The sequence below is a fragment of the Natrialba swarupiae genome, from assembly GCF_008245225.1.
In the GTDB taxonomy this organism is placed as follows: domain Archaea; phylum Halobacteriota; class Halobacteria; order Halobacteriales; family Natrialbaceae; genus Natrarchaeobius; species Natrarchaeobius swarupiae.
Map to the genome: position 1 here is coordinate 53,771 of NZ_VTAW01000019.1, position 15,827 is coordinate 69,597.

The window sequence follows — 15,827 nt, forward strand, 5'->3', positions numbered from 1 at the left end:
GGCCGCGGACGCGATCGACCGACGAGCGCTCCGTCCTTTCTGTCCACAATCATGTTATGGAATAAAAAACCCAGTGGTCGGCGATGAAACCGGTAGAATCTCCGCCACAGTTGTAAGACGTATCAGCGTCGGTTTCCGGTGTGTCTCAGCACGAGCGCCACAGCGATACCGAGGACAGCGGTTGTGCCGACGAATCCGGGGATCGAGTCCTCAGTCGCCGCGTCGTCCGCGGATTCGTCGCTCGAGCCCTCACCGGGGTCGGCGACCGTTCCGGAGCCGGCGTCGTCGGCAGACGAATCGCTCGCCGCGTCCGATGTCTCCTCGTCCGCAAACGTGACGCCGTCCGGGTCGTCGGTCCCGGCGCTCTCGTCGTCGGCTGGTCCGGCCCCGCCGTCGACGGAGACCGTAGCGTCCCGCTCGATCACAGCCTGTGGATAGTCTGTTACGAGCGTTGCGAATGCGTCGGAGATCTCGATCGTCTCCGTCGTCGGCTCCGCGTCCTCGGCGACCTCGAGGGTGATCGTCACCGCCGTCTCGGTTGCTCTCGCGCCGTCGCCGGAGGGATCGCGCTCCTGTTCGACGATGATCGTCCCCGTGTCGTCGTCGATCTCGCTCGTTCCGACGACCTCGACGTCCGAATCGCCTCCGGTGAGCATCGAGCCGTGTTCGAGGTCGGTCACGGTGAACACGTCGGGGTCGTAAGAGAGTTCGAACCCGAGTTCGTCGATGCCGTTGGCGTTGTAGTCGCCGTGGTCGCTCACGACGAGTTCGAGTTCGATCGTCTCACCGGGATCGGCGTCGATCTCGGTCTCCTCGAAGAAGAACAACGTCGTGTTGTCGCCCGCGAACACCGGTGCGGGGACGAGCAACCCAATCCCGAGAAGACAGACGACTCCGATCGTGACGCCGGCTCGAGCCCGAGACGATCGCCCCTCGAGGACACCGGCCCGACCCATCACGATTCCTCCGGGATGGTCAGTTCGACCGGCGGCATCTCGAGGAACGCCGTCTCGTACCCACGGTGGCGGGCGACCTGCGGGGGCGATTCGACCGTGATCGTCACCGAATCGCCCGGCTGGACGTCCGCCACGGACGTTCCGTAGTGGAGATCGAGCTCGCTATCGAGCGTCTGCTCGAGCGACGGTTCGGCGACGGTCTCGCCGTCGCGCTCGACCGTCACGGACAGGGACATATCCGCGAGCGGAACGCGGTTGTACGGCGTTCGCGGCGAGACGAGCAGGTAGCGCTCGTCCCCGTCGGCCAGTCGGAATCCCGGTTCCGTGAGGGTCGCGAGAAATGCCCCATCACCGCTCCGGGGGAGGTCCATCGTCTCCGCTGGCCGTTCGTCGGCGTCCGGATCCACGAGCACCGTCCCAGGATACTCGTCTACGTCCGGCAGTTCGGAGTACGGAACGTGGTGGTGGTCGTGGTCGTCGTGGCCGCCGTCATCGCGATGCTCGTCACCGTGCTGATGGCCGTCGTCGTGGTGGCCGTCACCGTCACCGTGCTGATGGCCGTCGTCGTGGTGGCCGTCACCGTGTTCTTCGCCGTGAGCGTGTCCACCCTCTCCGTGGCCGTGATCCATGGGCCCGAGCGCGCCGCGTCGTCCCCAGTCGTCTTCGTCCAGGTACTCGACGCCGCCGACGACCTCGTGACGGAACTCGTCGTCGTAGACGAACTCGAACGTGGCCGTCTGTCTCTCCTCGAGTCGGCCCTCGAGGTCGCCGGTTTTCGTCGTCGAGACCGGAGTGATGGTGACCTCGACGGTGTACGTTCCGTCTTCCGGGAGCGAAACGTTGTCGCCGAAGTGAAAGCCCATCTCCTGAGAGATCATCGCCCACGGGGATCGGGGGGAGCCGACCTGTTCGTCGTCCCGATAGATCGTGATCTGTGTCCCCTCGTCGACCGGGAGCACGATACCCGTCTCGGCGTCCCAGAGGGTAAACATCATGTGGACGCCGCGGCCGTCGTCGGGGTCGATTCGTTCGACCTCCTCTTCGGCGCTCCCGCCGCCCGCGATCACCCAGAACGGGTGGGGGTACGAGAGCATCGGGGCGAGCCGGAACTCGCCGGCGTCGATCGGCTCGAGCATCCGCATCGCCTCCCGGTGGGTCGGGACGTAGACTGCGTCCGGCGGGTCCTCGATCTCGGGCAGTTCCGGAACGGCGGCGACGTCGTCGTCCCCGTTCCCGTCTCCGTCGCCGGTCTCGTCGCCGTCACCGGGTTCTTCTCCACCGACGCAGCCGGCGAGCGCGATCGCTCCCGTTACGGCGGCTGTTCGTCGTGTGAACGTTCGTCGGTCGATGGTGTCGCGGTCCTGCATGTGTCGTGTTCGTATCGTCGTTGTCGGTCGGTTCACGCCCCCGAACCCGGATCTGCGGGCGGTAACGCACGGTGCTCCCGGGGCGGGAGGAGGTAGTTCCCGCGGCGGTTCACGAAGATGTAGTGGAGGAGACCGTTGTTCGCCGACGGGACGTCGAGATCCGCGCCGGTCATCGCCTCGCGTACGCGAACGAATTCGTCTATCCCCCGCTGGAGCGAGAGGAAGTGCAATCCCGGCCGGTCGCCGTCGACGGTGTTGAAATCCCGGCGCAGGAGAAGCGGGTCGCCGTTCTCCCTGGCTCGAGCGGCCTTCTGGGCGTGGCCGACGACGCCGCGTTCGCGGGCGTCGGCCGCGGTCGCTTCGATGCGGTCGTCGGTCAGCCCGCTCGCCGTCTCGAGGCGTTCGCCGAACGCTCCGACCAACTCCTCCTCGGCGTGTTCTGGGCTGAACAGCTTCGAGACTCGCTGGTAGTGATTGTCCTGTTCGAACCAGACCTCGAGCTGGAGGTCCATCGAGGAGAGCTGCTGGGTCGTTCCGCCGGAGAAGGGACCCTCGGAGATCGTCACGCGGTCTTCAGTTGCCTGACTCTCCCGGAACCCGGATCGAAAGCCCATGAAAAACGGCGCTTCCTCGTGGATCGATTCGGGGACGTCGGGGAGGTCCGTGTGTCTCGCGGGCAGGCCATCGCCGACGAATCCCGTGCGTCGGTGATCCTCGCGTCGGTCGAAGACGCCGGAGAGATCCGCCTCGAGGTCGACGCCGTTTACCGTCTCTCGGTCGCCGAACAGCGCCTCCTCGGCCTCGAGGACCACCTCCGGACGGTCGCTCGCGAGGTGGAGCAGGGCGTCGTACTCGTCGAACGCGGGGTCTTCCCGATCGGTCAGCGCGACCGGTTCCGGCAGGTCGACCGAGTCGGGCAGAGAGCCGTCGTAGCGCGCGAAGTACGCCGGGGTGTAACCGACGGTAAAGACCAGGCCCTCGTTGCTCCACTCGTAGGCTCGCTCTATGGTACGGAACGCGGCCTCGACCGTGTCCCGGTCTTCCTCGTTGGGTTCGGCGCGAAGCGAGAGCGCGACGAGCGCGTGGTGTTCCGGAAGGAGCACGTTCCCGTCGTCGTCGCTCGAGAGTGTGTCGTTCCAGGCGTGCTGTCGGTCGGGCAGCGAGTCCGGATCGTCCGTACCTGACGGGGCCGCTGTGGCCTCGCCGTCGTCGACCGCGTCCAGACAGGCCGAGAGGGCGCCCGCGCCACCCGTAGCTACCAGCGCTCGGACGTACTCTCGGCGCGACAGCGAGGACCGATCGGGAACCATCGTCACCTACCGGTAGTCGGGGCCCGAACGTTCAAAACGTTGCGCTTCGGCCCGAACGTACCGTCGTCTTCGACGTCACTCACGTCACGAACGCTGCCCGTCGAACGGAGTGTTAGCGGGCTCTCGCGGCGAACCTGGCGCTCACAGCCCAACGAAGGTAGTGAGAGGTAACGGCCGATGTTGCTGGTTCCGGCGAACACCATCGGCCCCGCCGCCCCCTGGTCAGTAGTGCCAGGCGAACTCGTCGAAGTCGGGATCGCGCCCCTCGACGAACGCGTCGCGTCCCTCCGCGGCCTCGTCGGTCATATAGCCGAGACGCGTCGCCTCGCCGGCGAACACCTGCTGGCCGACCATCCCGTCGTCGGTCATGTTGAACGCGTACTTGAGCATCCGCATCGCCGTCGGACTCTTCGCGTTGATCCGTTCGCCCCACTCGAGTGCCGTCTCCTCTACTTCTTCGTGGGGGACGACCTCGTTGACCATGCCCATCTCGGCGGCCTCCTCGGCGGAGTAGGTCTTCCCCAGGAAGAAGACTTCCCGTGCTTTCTTCTGTCCGATCTGTTTCGCCAGATAGGCCGACCCGAAGCCGGCGTCGTAACTCGCCACGTCGGGGTCGGTCTGGAGGAACTTCGCGTGGTCTTCGCTCGCGAGCGTGAGGTCACAGACCACGTGCAGCGAGTGGCCGCCGCCGACCGCCCAGCCGGGAACGACGCAGACGACGATCTTCGGGACGTGTCGGATGAGTCGCTGGACCTCGAGGATGTGTAATCGTCCCTGCTCCGATGCCCGTTCCTCGTCGCCGTCGTACTGATAGCCGTCTTCGCCACGGCTCGTCTGGTCACCACCGGAACAGAACGCCCAGCCGCCGTCTTTGGGCGACGGACCGTTACCGGTCAGCAGAATGCAGCCGACGTCCGTCTGCCGTTTCGCGTGATCGAGAGCGTCGTACAGTTCGTCGATCGTTCTCGGTCGAAACGCGTTCCGAACGTCAGGTCTGTCGAACGCGATCCGCACCGTTCCGGAGTCCGCCGCGCGGTGGTAGGTGATATCGCGGAACTCGTCGTTCAGGGCCGTCGGCTCCCAGCACTCGGGATCGAACAGTTCCGAAACCATTGCTCGTGGTCGTCTCGAGTGCGACGCCAAATATAGGTTCTCGTCGCAGGGCCACCCACGTCACGGCGGCGAACTGATACGGACTGCCGGTTCGGTCGCACGAATCTCGGCCACAGGAGTTTTATTCGACCCACCACCTCGGCTAGTAACGTTTAAACCAAAGTGCGCACAAAGCCACCCTAATGGCGAGCAACAAGATTCTCGGTATCGACCTTGGGACGACGAACAGCGCGTTCGCGGTGATGGAAGGTGGCGATCCGGAGATCATCGTCAACGCCGAAGGCGACCGGACGACGCCGTCGGTCGTCGCGTTCACCGACGACGACGAACGGCTCGTCGGCAAACCGGCGAAGAACCAGGCGATCCAGAACCCGGAGAAGACGATCGCCTCGATCAAACGTCACATCGGTGAGGAAGAGTACACCGTCGACGTAGAGGGCGAAGAGTACACGCCACAGGAGATCTCGGCGATGATCCTCCAGAAGATCAAACGCGACGCCGAGGAGTACCTCGGTGACGACGTCGAGCGGGCCGTCATCACGGTCCCGGCGTACTTCTCGGACAAACAGCGTCAGGCGACGAAAGACGCCGGCGAGATCGCCGGCTTCGAGGTCGAACGGATCATCAACGAGCCGACGGCGGCGTCGATGGCCTACGGCCTCGACGACGACTCCGACCAGACCGTGCTCGTGTACGACCTCGGCGGCGGCACGTTCGACGTCTCTATCCTCGATCTCGGGGGTGGCGTCTACGAGGTCGTCGCGACCAACGGCGACAACGACCTCGGCGGCGACGACTGGGACCACGCGATCATCGACTATCTCGCCGACGAGTTCGAGGACGACCACGGCATCGATCTCCGCGACGACCGTCAGGCCCTCCAGCGGCTCAAAGACGCCGCCGAGGAGGCCAAGATCGAACTCTCGAGTCGCAAGGAAACCGAGATCAACCTGCCCTTTATTACGGCGACCGACGACGGCCCGATCCACTTAGAGGAGAGTCTCACTCGCGCGAAGTTCGAATCGCTCACCCAGGATCTCATCGATCGCACCGTCGAGCCGACCGAGCAGGCCCTCGAGGACGCCGGCTACTCCAGAGACGACATCGACGAGGTGTTGCTCGTCGGTGGGTCGACTCGGATGCCCCAGGTCGCACAGAAAGTCCAGGAACTGACCGGGAAAGAACCCCAGAAGAACGTCAACCCCGACGAGGCCGTCGCACTCGGCGCGGCGATCCAGGGTGGCGTTCTCGGCGGCGAAGTCGACGACATCGTCCTGCTCGACGTCACGCCGCTCTCGCTCGGTATCGAGGTCAAAGGCGGCCTCTTCGAGCGCCTCATCGAGAAGAACACGACGATTCCAACGGAAGAAAGCAAGATCTTCACCACCGCGGCGGACAACCAGACCTCCGTCCAGGTGCGGGTCTTCCAGGGCGAGCGCGAACTCGCCGAGAAGAACGAACAGCTCGGTGAGTTCCACCTGACTGGCATCCCGCCAGCGCCTGCGGGAACGCCCCAGATCGAAGTCACCTTCTCGATCGACGAGAACGGCATCGTCAACGTCTCCGCGGAGGACAAGGGGACCGGCGAGAGCGAGGAGATCACCATCGAGGGCGGCGCAGGTCTCTCCGACGAGGAGATCGAGCGCATGCAGGAAGAAGCCGAGGAACACGCCGAGGAAGACGAACAGAAACGCGCGCGTATCGAGGCACGTAACACCGCCGAAGCGACGATCCAGCGCGCCGAGACCCTCCTCGAGGAGAACGAAGAGCAGGTCGACGACGACCTCCGCGAGTCGATCGAGGCGGGTATCGAGGACCTCGAGGCGACGATCGACGACGACGAGGCCGAGGCCGAGGACATCGAGGAAGCGGTCGAAGAACTGAGCAACGAACTCCAGGAGATCGGCAAGCAGGTCTACCAGCAACAGGCCGGTGCCGCAGGCGGGGCCGGCGGTGCGGGTGCAGCTGGTGCCGGCGCAGGACCCGGCGGCATGGGCGGCATGGGCGATATGGGCGGACCGAACCCCGGGGCCGACGACGCAGGCGACGGCGAGGAGTTCGTCGACGCCGACTTCGAGGACGTGAGTTTCGACGAGGACGACGAGGACGACGAGTCGTAGCGATCGTCTGCGACGAACTACCGTCTCGAGTACCGGCGGGCCACGAGAACGCACCGCGACCCCACCGGAACTGACGGACACCGGACCGCCCGGACAGGTGTACCCACAACTCGACTTCGGGTGTGGCGATACTGATTTTCGACTGTTCACAACAGGGTCGTATTCGATACCACGCCTCGAGCGGCGGTCGCTTTCTCCCGCAGTGCGTTCGGACACTCCTCGAGGGTTCACATGCCGACGTCGTCGGTCCCGACGACCGACGAACCCCTCGAGCCGACGGTGTGGGAAACCGAACGCGAAACGGCTCGAGAACCTGGAGATGAGAAGTTATATGCTAGAGGAGTCTCGATTGGAATTACAATGGGGTATGCGATATCATCGCTTGGAGAGTCAATCGGGACCGTTCTCGACGAGCCGATACTGATCGCCGGAATCGGGATCACGTGGCTCATCAGCACGATCGCTTACATGGCGCTCACGTCGATCCCGTTCGTCGGAATGTTTCTCGCGTTAGTCGTCTGGATCGTCCCTGCCTTTGCGCTCGCTGGGACGCTGGCGATGGCCGCCGAAGGCATTCGAGGCTCACCCTCGTTCGATCACCTGATCGAGGGATTAGAGGAGTACTGGCAGCGGATGGTCGGCGCGTTTGCCGTCCTCTTCGTGGGCTACATGGTTCTCATGTTTGCGATCACAATCGCGATCGTTCTCCTGGTTCTGTTCGGTATCGTCGGTGCGGATCTGTCTGCGGGTGCCGATCCGGCGGTCGGCAGCGCGCTCGGGATCGGGTTCGTCCTCGTTATGGCGGCCATCGTGCTGGTCGTCGCCGCGATCGGCATTGCCATCCAGTTTTTCGACGCCGCGATCGTCGTCGGAGACGTCGGCGTGATCGACTCCTTTAAGACGTCGCTGTCGGTCGCTCGTTCGAACCCGATCAGTGTCGTCGGCTACACGATCCTGCGAGGGATCCTCGCGTACGTTCCGGTCGTCCTCGCTGTACTCGCTGCGGTCGCTGGTGGCGTAGTGGGCGGGATGATGATGTCAGAAGATATCGCGTTCCTGGCTGCATTCGCGTTCGCGTTTCTCGTCTTCGTCGTCGCCGCACCGGTCGTCTGGACCGTGCTGTCGGTCTACCACGTCTCGTATTTCACTCGTGCGAGTGGCCTTCGCGAGCACAGTCGGCTGTGACGGGACTCGAACGCTCGCTCGGGGAACCTACAGGGACGACCAGGACTGTCGGGCTTCGTTCCAGGAGGTGATGTCGGCAATCCAGCGGGCCGCGATCATCTTCTTCAGGTTCTTCGCCGGGAAGCCGCCGAACGTATCGACGGGGAGAGAGACGCCGAACGCCGGTTTGACTTCGTGTGCAACGGCCTTCTCGCCGACCGAGACGACGGTACCCTTGTCGTCGTACTCCCAGGTCTTCAGCGGGCGGTTCTCGATCGCTCGAGCGATGTTCTCTCCGGCCACGTCGGCGGCCTGCCAAGCGGCCTGGGCCGTCGGCGGTGCGGGCTGGTCGCCCTGATCGATGATCGCCGAGTCGCCGGTAGCGAAGACGCGCTCGTCGGAGGTCTGGAAGTTCGCCTCCGTCGTGAGGCGGTTGTGTTCGTTCTCGAGGTCGACGTCGTCTATCGCGTCGCGGCCGGTGATCCCGCCGGTCCAGATCAACACGTCGTGCTCGAGGGGGTCGCCCTCGTCGAAGTGGATGACCTCGTCCGTCGCCTCGGTGATCGGATCGTCCGTGTGGATCCGAACCGCGGCTTCCTCGAGGAGGTCGCGAAGCGCCTGCTGAATCTCGGGGTCGTTTCCGGGGAAGATCTCGTCGAGCGCCTCGACGAGGTGGATCTCGATCGGTGCACGGTGTGCATCGCGGAACTCGGCGATCTCGCCGGCGGTCTGGATACCGGAGAGACCTGCACCACCAACGACGACCTGTGCAGGCTCGCCACGGGTGGCGTTCGTGCTCGCTTCCTTGACGGCCTCGTGGATCTCGAGGGCGTCGTCGAGGCTCTTGAGGGTCAGCGAGTGTTCGTCGAGACCGGGGATGCCGTAGTAGGCGGTCTGGCTGCCGAGTCCGACGAGGACGTAGTCGTAGTCGACGTCGTCGTTTTCGGCGAGTTCGACGACCTGTTCCTCGGGGTCCAACCCGACGACTTCGTCCTGGATGAATCTGGTCGATGGGTCGGCGATTTCGTCGACGGAGAAGGTGATGTCCGATCTGACGTCCGGATCTCGTATCACGCGATGGGATTCGTGTAGGACCAGGTGATAGTCGACATCGGCGATCCAGGTAAGCCGTACAGTGCCCCCGAGTTCCGATTGGAGCGTCTTGATCGCACCGGCACCGGCGTACCCGGCACCGAGAACGACGACGTTTTCAGTCATACGTCACACTCTGAAACCCTCCGATACAAAGGTGTTGGAACGCACATGGCCGTGTCCCCTGTTCTCACGGACCAGGCGCTCCGATCGTTCCCCAGAACTCGAGACAGACGTCGACGGCGTGCCAGTCGAACAGCGTCCTCGGCTTCGGGCGTCCGTGTGGGTGTCACGTGTGTCCACCGAAAACGCCGACTCGGCGTGCAATCTGTGTGTTCGAGCGAACCAGCGCCGTCGTTTTCCCGACCCGGGTCGTCTCGCTCGGGCCTGACCCGGGTCGTCTCACTCGAGGACGACGAGCGTCTCTCCCATGTCGACGCTATCCCCTTCCGCGACGGCGATCTGGCTGACGGTGCCGCCCGTGGAGGCGACGATATCGTTTTCCATCTTCATCGCCTCAAGCACGACGAGGACGTCGCCGGCGGCGACCTCGTTGCCCTCCTCGACCTCGATATCGAGGATCGTTCCCTGCATCTCGGCGTCGACCGTCTCCCCGCTGCCGGCGACGTCCGTCGTCGACTCATCCTGACTCCCGCCGGCGGGCTGGGGTGGACCGGCCGCGTTTCCGGTGTCGACGTCGCCGGTCGGGATCGCGGGTGCGCCGCGTTCCTCGAGTTCGACCTCGAACCGTTTGCCGTTGACCTCGACGGTGAACTCCCGTTCGACCGTCTCCTCGTCGTCACCGTCGGCGGATTCGGCGTCGGTGCCCCACTGCTCCTGGGCGTCGGCGATCCGACTCTCGTCGAGTTCCTCGTCCAGGTACTTCGTGGTGTGCGTGCTCTCGACGAACCGTTCGTCCGAAAGCATCAGGCGGTGGAACGGGATGATCGTCGGAATCCCTTCGATCTCGTACTCCCGGAGCGCACGAAGCGATCGCTCGAGACACTCCTCGCGGTCCTCGCCCCAGACGATCAGTTTGGCGATCATCGAATCGTAGTCGGTGACGAGGTCGTCTCCCTGACGAAGCGCATCGTCGAGACGAACGCCGATTCCACCCGGCGAGTCGTACGTCTCGAGGGAGCCGCCAGTCGCCGGGGCGAAGTCATTGGCTGCGTTCTCGGCGTTGATCCGAAACTCGATGGCGTGGCCGTCGAACGTGACGTCGCTTTGCTCGAAGTCGATCTCCTCGCCGGCGGCGATTCGGATCTGTCGCTTGACGATGTCGAGTCCGGTAATCTCCTCCGTGACGGTGTGTTCGACCTGGATCCGGGTGTTGACTTCGAGGAAGTAAAAGTTCGTATCGGGACCGAGCAGCTCGTCGGGGCCTCGACTGGGGTCTTCCTCGACGAGGAATTCGACGGTTCCGGCGTTCGTGTAGTCGGCCGCCGCGACTCCCCGGCGGGCGGCTTCGCCGATCTGCTCGCGCAGGTCATCCGTCAACGCCGCCGACGGCCCTTCCTCGATCACCTTCTGGTGGCGACGCTGGAGCGAACAGTCACGTTCGCCGAGGTGGCGGACGTTACCGTGTTCGTCGGCGAGAATCTGGACCTCGATGTGACGTGGGTTCTCGAGGTAGCGCTCGAGGTAGACCGAATCGTTGTCGAAGTAGGCTTCGCCCTCGCGTTTCGCGCTCTCGAGTTGATCCTCGACGTCGTCCGCCGACCGGACGACTTTCATTCCGCGGCCGCCGCCGCCGCCTTCGGCTTTGATCGCGATCGGGTAGCCGTACTCCTCGCCGAAGGCTTCGACCTCCGATGGGTCGGTGACTGGCTCTGTCGTACCGGGAACGATCGGGACGTCCGCCTCCGCCATGATCGACCGGGCCTTAGTTTTCTCGCCCAGCGACTCCATCGCGTCGCTCGAGGGACCGATCCAGGTAATCCCGTCGGTCTCCTCGACTTTCCCCGCGAACTCGGCGTTCTCCGCGAGAAAGCCGTAGCCGGGGTGGATGGCGTCGGCGTCGGCCTTGCAGGCGGCCTCGATGACGGCCTCGTGGTCGAGATAGGAGTCGGCCGCGCGAGCCGGCCCGACGTTGTAGGCTTCGTCCGCGTAGCGGACGTGCCCGCCATCTTTGTCCGCCTCGGAGTAGATGGCGACCGTTCCGACGTTGAGTTCTTCACACGCTCGCATCACTCTGATCGCGATTTCTCCGCGATTCGCGACGAGAACCTTCCTGAACATCCTTTTCGAAACCGTCACGGGGCGACTACCTTACTTTTTCGCAACCCAACGAGTCACTGGATCTCGCCTGTCGGAGAGCATCGAACCCGACTCAGGTCGGACGTCCAACTCATACGGCCCGCGATGGGCCTGTATCGGCCGATCACGGAACGGTGAGCGATCGGCCGGCAATCGTACGGTTTCCTGTCAGTCGGGACCGCCGAACCCGCGACCGGTCTGCGGGTTCAGCGGTACAACGGTACACCAATCCGTCTCAGTCATCGCAAACCGTCTCAGAACCGGTCGGTTCGCCCGGCAGCGCTCCACGGATCCGTCGGTGCCTCCCGAGGGATACGGACCGTCCGCTGTTGCTGGGCGCGGATTCGACCGGCGAACGACCACCGCTTTTCGTCCCACGTCTCCTCGCTCGAGGCGGCAGCCGCCGCGGCCGCACGGGCGTGATCGTGGAGGTGAGCGCCGACGGCGGCGGCGATCGCTGCCGCCTCGTCGTCGTCCACGTCGGCCGAAATCTCGAGGGAGAGCCGTGTGTCGTCGTCCGCACGCGGTGAGTCGAACGCGGCTGGATCCGGCGTTTCCTCCTCGTTGCGACTCGACGCGCCCTCGCGGTCGGTTTCGGACTGTTGGTGTGTCGTCATCAGAGGGGGATGTTGCCGTGTTTCTTGTCCGGGTTCTGCTCGCGTTTCGTCTCGAGCATCTCGAGGTCGTCGATCAGCCGCGGCCGGGTCTCGGTGGGAACGATGACGTCGTCGAGAAAGCCCTTATCGGTCGCCGTATAGGGGTTGGCGAACTCCTCGCGGTACTCCTCGATGAGTTCGTCCCGGAGTTCGTCGGGGTTCTCGGCCTCGGCGAGTTCGTCGCGGTAGAGGAGGTTCACGGCACCTTGTGGGCCCATAACGGCGATTTCGGCGGTCGGCCAGGCGTAGTTGACGTCCGCGCCAAGGTTCTTCGAGGCCATTACGCAGTAGGCCCCGCCGTAGGCTTTCCGAGTGATGACCGTCAGCAGCGGGACGGTCGCTTCGGCGTAAGCGTAGAGCAGTTTCGCACCGTGGCGGATGATGCCGCGGTGTTCCTGGTCCGTACCCGGCATGTAGCCGGGAACGTCGACGAAGGTGACGATCGGGATGTTAAACGAGTCACAGAAGCGGACGAACCGCGATCCCTTCATCGAGGAGTCGACGGTGAGCGTGCCGGCGTTCACCCGCGGCTGGTTGGCGACGATCCCGACCGACCGGCCATCGAGGCGGGCGAAGCCGACGACGATCTCCTGTGCGAAGTTGTCGGCGACCTCGAAGAACGATCCCTCGTCGACGACGCTATCGACGACATCGACGATGTCGTAGGGTTTCTGCGGACTCGGCGGAACGATCTCGTTGAGTTCCTCGTCGCGCCGGTCGGGGTCGTCCCACGGGTCGACGCGAGGTGGATCCTCGACGTTGTTCTGTGGGAGATACGAGAGGAGACGTTTGATGTCGTCGAGTGCCTGTTCTTCGCTTTCGCAGGCGAACTGTGCCACACCGGTTTTGCCGGCGTGTGTCATCGCCCCGCCGAGTTCCTCGTGGGTGACCTCCTCGCCGGTGACGGTCTTGGTGACGCCGGGGCCCGTGATGTACATGTGGCTGGTCTCTTTGACCATGAAGATGAAGTCGGTGATCGAGGGGGAGTAGACGGCACCGCCCGCACACGGACCCATTATCGCCGAAATCTGGGGAACGACACCGCTTGCCTCCTGGTTCCGGCGGAAGATCTCGGTGAATCCGGCGAGACTCTTGACGCCTTCCTGAATCCGGGCCCCCGCCGAATCGTTGAGTCCGACGATCGGTGCGCCGACTTCCATCGCGCTGTCCATCACCTTACAGATCTTCTCGGCGAAAACCTCGCCGAGCGAGCCGCCGAAGACCGTAAAGTCGTGGGCGAAGACGAACACCGTTCGTCCGTCAACCTCGCCGTAGCCGGTCACGACGCCGTCGCCCGGTATCTTCTTTTCTTCCATTCCGAACTGGCTCGTCTGGTGGGTGCGAAGCTGATCGAACTCCGTGAACGTTCCCTCGTCGAGGAAGTACTCGATGCGCTCGCGGGCCGTCATCTTTCCTTTCTCGTGTTGTTTCTCGATCCGCTCTTCGCCACCGCCCAGACGAGCCTCCTCGCGGAGTTCCTCGAGTTCGTCGATGCGATCTTCCATCGTCATGGGTGCCCTCTCCCTGCGTCGTTCATCGCGGGAAGAAACGGCGAGGCAAATGAAAAGCGTTCTGCAATTCGGAACCGACACCGCGACTGTCGAGTTCCGGTTTCGCCTGCTCACACAAACACTTTATATTCATACTCACCATTGGCTTGCATATGGCACGGAATGTCAGCAGACGAAGGGTGCTTGGTGGAATCGGTGCTGGAACCGGAATCGCGCTTGCGGGCTGTCTCGACGGAAACGGTAACGGAAACGGCGGTAACGGTAACGGTGGAAATGGGAACGGTGGGAACGGTAACGGTGGCAGCGACGACCCCGACGTGATGGTCGGAACGTTGCTCCCCGTGACGGGTGACCTCGGCAGTCTCGGCGCGCCGATCCGTGACGCGGCGATCCTTCCTGGCAGTCAACTCGAGGACGAGGGCGTTGCCTACGAGATCGACATCCGAGAGGAGGACACGGAGACCGACCCGCAGGCGGGGATCAGTGGTGCACAAGCACTCGCCGACGCGGGCTACCCATCGGTCACCGGTGCCGCGTCATCGGCCGTGACGATCGCCGTCGCGGAAGACATCTTCTTCCCGAACGAAGTCGTCGGCATCTCTCCCGCGAGTACGTCGCCGGACATCACCGACATGGATGGCGATTACCTGCTTCGCACGGCGCCGAGTGACGCCTGGCAGGGAGAGGCGATGGCCGAGATCGCCTACGAGGAAGAGGGTGCGGAGACGCTGTCGACGTTCTTCCTGAACAACGACTACGGCCAGGGCCTACAGGACACAGTCGTCGAGAACTTCGAGGACCTCGGCGGGGAGGTGCTCGAGGAGGTTGCGTTCGAGCCCGAACAGCCGTCCTACGACTCCGAACTCCAGAGTGCGCTCGCGGACGATCCCGATCTGATGGTCATCGTCGGCTACCCCGACAGCGGCGAGCAGATCTTCCGCGATTACTACATCAACTTCGATAACGATCACACGATCATGGTGCCCGACGGGCTCCAGGACAACGCCCTGCCCGGCAACGTCGACAACCCGATGTCGAACGTGATCGGGACGGCCCCCTCCGCCCGCGGCCCCGAGGCCGAGACGTTCAACGAGATGTACGAAGACACGTACGGCGACGGCCCGGGCGTGTTCACCGGCCAGGCCTACGACGCGACCGCCATCCACATGCTCGCACAGCTTCGAGCCGACGACCTCTCCGGTCCCGCAGTGAGCGCGGAGATCCGCGAGGTCGCAAATCCCGGCGGCGAGGAGATCGGCCCGAGCAACCTCGCTGACGGTCTCGACATGGCCGCTGACGGCGAAGAGATCCAGTACCAGGGTGCCTCGAGCGTCACCAACTTCGACGAGAACGGTGACATGGAGGCAGTCACGTACGACCTCTTCGAGTTCGACGAGGACGGCTACCACATCACCGAAACGATCGAGTTCGAGTCCTAACTCGACTAATCCGAGTCTGACAGTTTTTTCGACGGTCCGAACCTCCGCGAGCGGACGCTTTCGAACGGAGCGTCCGGTTCCGTTCGTCGGATGTTCGTTTCACAACCGACATGGTGGTAACGTGTCGTTTCTCACGTGCGAATGTCCGCTGGATTGCCTGCGCTTGCCCGCGAACTGTCGCTCCCGTGTTACGACGACGCGCTCCCGGCACACGACGAGTTCCACGCGAATCGGGTTCGAACCGTCGCTCTTCGATTGGCAGACGATTGCGAGGAGAACGTCGACCGGAACACCCTCTCCGCTGTGGCGTGGCTCCACGACGTCGGCCGTCCCCAGGAGCGGTCGGGAGCGATCGACGATCACGACCGGTGGGATGCAGACGAATCGGGAAATCTCCTCGAGGCCGAGGCCGTTCCGACCGACGACATCGAGACCGTCGAACACTGTATCCGAACGCACAGCATTCGATCCAGTTCGCCGGAGCCGGAGATGCTCGAGGCGAAGTTGCTCTTCGATGGGGACAAGTTAGACGCGACGGGCGCGGTCGGTATCGTCCGTCTGGCCTGTATCGTTGGCGAGCGAGCGGGCAGGGCGGGTGAGCGCTACGCGGTGATCGACGACTCGTCGGTTCTCGGACCGGAGACATCCGGCGTTCCGGACATCTCCCTCCTTCGAGAGTGGGCGACGGCGCGACTGGACGCCCTGTACACGGAACCCGGCCGTCGTCTCGGTGCGTCCCGGTGGGAGTTCATGCACCGGTTTTTTCTCGGTTCGAGAACGAACTCGGAGCCAAAGGGGAGCGCTGACGCGGCAATCGGGATGGCTTTCGAAAATCGGCGA

General features: G+C 64.0%; 11 protein-coding genes and 1 pseudogene. 4 read left to right on the plus strand and 8 right to left on the minus strand.

Going from position 1 to position 15,827, the window contains the following annotated elements; all coding sequences use genetic code 11:
- Window positions 1-122 precede the first annotated feature (122 nt).
- The 4 genes from FYC77_RS14180 to FYC77_RS14195 form a co-directional block, all read right to left on the minus strand.
- A complete protein-coding gene (locus tag FYC77_RS14180; RefSeq protein WP_149082149.1) occupies window positions 123-956 on the minus strand; it encodes a cohesin domain-containing protein in 834 nt (277 codons plus the stop codon).
- Window positions 956-2,323, minus strand: a complete 1,368-nt coding sequence (locus tag FYC77_RS14185) for a DUF7350 domain-containing protein (protein ID WP_149082150.1) — start codon at window positions 2,321-2,323, stop codon at window positions 956-958. The genes FYC77_RS14180 and FYC77_RS14185 overlap by 1 nt, the downstream gene beginning before the upstream one ends.
- A gap of 32 nt (window positions 2,324-2,355) precedes the next feature.
- Window positions 2,356-3,633: a DUF7405 family protein gene (locus FYC77_RS14190; RefSeq protein WP_149082175.1), complete on the minus strand. Its 1,278-nt coding sequence runs from the start codon at window positions 3,631-3,633 to the stop codon at window positions 2,356-2,358.
- 222 nt (window positions 3,634-3,855) lie between these two features.
- Window positions 3,856-4,746 carry a 1,4-dihydroxy-2-naphthoyl-CoA synthase gene (locus tag FYC77_RS14195; RefSeq protein ID WP_149082151.1) on the minus strand — a complete coding sequence of 297 codons (891 nt, stop codon included), beginning with the start codon at window positions 4,744-4,746 and terminating at the stop codon, window positions 3,856-3,858.
- A gap of 182 nt (window positions 4,747-4,928) precedes the next feature.
- Here FYC77_RS14195 and dnaK point away from each other — a divergent pair, with 182 nt between their 5' ends.
- Window positions 4,929-6,866: a molecular chaperone DnaK gene (dnaK, locus tag FYC77_RS14200; RefSeq protein WP_149082152.1), complete on the plus strand. Its 1,938-nt coding sequence runs from the start codon at window positions 4,929-4,931 to the stop codon at window positions 6,864-6,866.
- 360 nt (window positions 6,867-7,226) lie between these two features.
- The gene (locus FYC77_RS14205) at window positions 7,227-8,051 is read left to right on the plus strand and encodes a DUF7847 domain-containing protein (RefSeq protein ID WP_162354538.1); all 825 of its coding nucleotides are present in this window, start codon (window positions 7,227-7,229) and stop codon (window positions 8,049-8,051) included.
- Window positions 8,052-8,078: 27 nt separating this feature from the next.
- Here FYC77_RS14205 and FYC77_RS14210 read toward each other — a convergent pair whose 3' ends face one another.
- From FYC77_RS14210 to FYC77_RS14225, 4 genes are all read right to left on the minus strand, one after another.
- On the minus strand, window positions 8,079-9,248 hold the full coding sequence (locus FYC77_RS14210) for an NAD(P)/FAD-dependent oxidoreductase (protein WP_149082154.1): 1,170 nt from the start codon (window positions 9,246-9,248) through the stop codon (window positions 8,079-8,081).
- 276 nt (window positions 9,249-9,524) lie between these two features.
- Window positions 9,525-11,363, minus strand: coding sequence for an acetyl-CoA carboxylase biotin carboxylase subunit (locus FYC77_RS14215; protein WP_149082155.1), 1,839 nt, complete (start codon window positions 11,361-11,363; stop codon window positions 9,525-9,527).
- A gap of 272 nt (window positions 11,364-11,635) precedes the next feature.
- Window positions 11,636-11,998 carry a hypothetical protein gene (locus FYC77_RS14220; protein ID WP_238386962.1) on the minus strand — a complete coding sequence of 121 codons (363 nt, stop codon included), beginning with the start codon at window positions 11,996-11,998 and terminating at the stop codon, window positions 11,636-11,638.
- Window positions 11,998-13,542, minus strand: coding sequence for an acyl-CoA carboxylase subunit beta (locus FYC77_RS14225; RefSeq protein ID WP_149082177.1), 1,545 nt, complete (start codon window positions 13,540-13,542; stop codon window positions 11,998-12,000). Before FYC77_RS14225 ends, FYC77_RS14220 begins: the two co-directional genes overlap by 1 nt.
- Window positions 13,543-13,700: 158 nt before the next feature.
- Here FYC77_RS14225 and FYC77_RS14230 point away from each other — a divergent pair, with 158 nt between their 5' ends.
- Window positions 13,701-14,987: an ABC transporter substrate-binding protein gene (locus FYC77_RS14230; RefSeq protein ID WP_149082156.1), complete on the plus strand. Its 1,287-nt coding sequence runs from the start codon at window positions 13,701-13,703 to the stop codon at window positions 14,985-14,987.
- 141 nt (window positions 14,988-15,128) lie between these two features.
- A pseudogene (locus tag FYC77_RS21060) lies at window positions 15,129-15,793 on the plus strand (HD domain-containing protein).
- The last annotated feature ends 34 nt before the right edge of the window (window positions 15,794-15,827 follow it).

Bases quoted from the DNA above. Each gene is read 5' to 3' on its own strand.
- FYC77_RS14225 (WP_149082177.1), bottom strand. From the start codon at position 13,542: ATGGAAGATCGCATCGACGAACTCGAGGAACTCCGCGAGGAGGCTCGT.
- FYC77_RS14220 (WP_238386962.1), bottom strand. From the start codon at position 11,998: ATGACGACACACCAACAGTCCGAAACCGACCGCGAGGGCGCGTCGAGT.
- FYC77_RS14185 (WP_149082150.1), bottom strand. From the start codon at position 2,323: ATGCAGGACCGCGACACCATCGACCGACGAACGTTCACACGACGAACA.
- FYC77_RS14210 (WP_149082154.1), bottom strand. From the start codon at position 9,248: ATGACTGAAAACGTCGTCGTTCTCGGTGCCGGGTACGCCGGTGCCGGT.
- FYC77_RS14190 (WP_149082175.1), bottom strand. From the start codon at position 3,633: ATGGTTCCCGATCGGTCCTCGCTGTCGCGCCGAGAGTACGTCCGAGCG.
- FYC77_RS14180 (WP_149082149.1), bottom strand. From the start codon at position 956: ATGGGTCGGGCCGGTGTCCTCGAGGGGCGATCGTCTCGGGCTCGAGCC.
- FYC77_RS14195 (WP_149082151.1), bottom strand. From the start codon at position 4,746: ATGGTTTCGGAACTGTTCGATCCCGAGTGCTGGGAGCCGACGGCCCTG.
- FYC77_RS14230 (WP_149082156.1), top strand. From the start codon at position 13,701: ATGGCACGGAATGTCAGCAGACGAAGGGTGCTTGGTGGAATCGGTGCT.
- FYC77_RS14215 (WP_149082155.1), bottom strand. From the start codon at position 11,363: ATGTTCAGGAAGGTTCTCGTCGCGAATCGCGGAGAAATCGCGATCAGA.
- FYC77_RS14205 (WP_162354538.1), top strand. From the start codon at position 7,227: ATGGGGTATGCGATATCATCGCTTGGAGAGTCAATCGGGACCGTTCTC.
- dnaK (WP_149082152.1), top strand. From the start codon at position 4,929: ATGGCGAGCAACAAGATTCTCGGTATCGACCTTGGGACGACGAACAGC.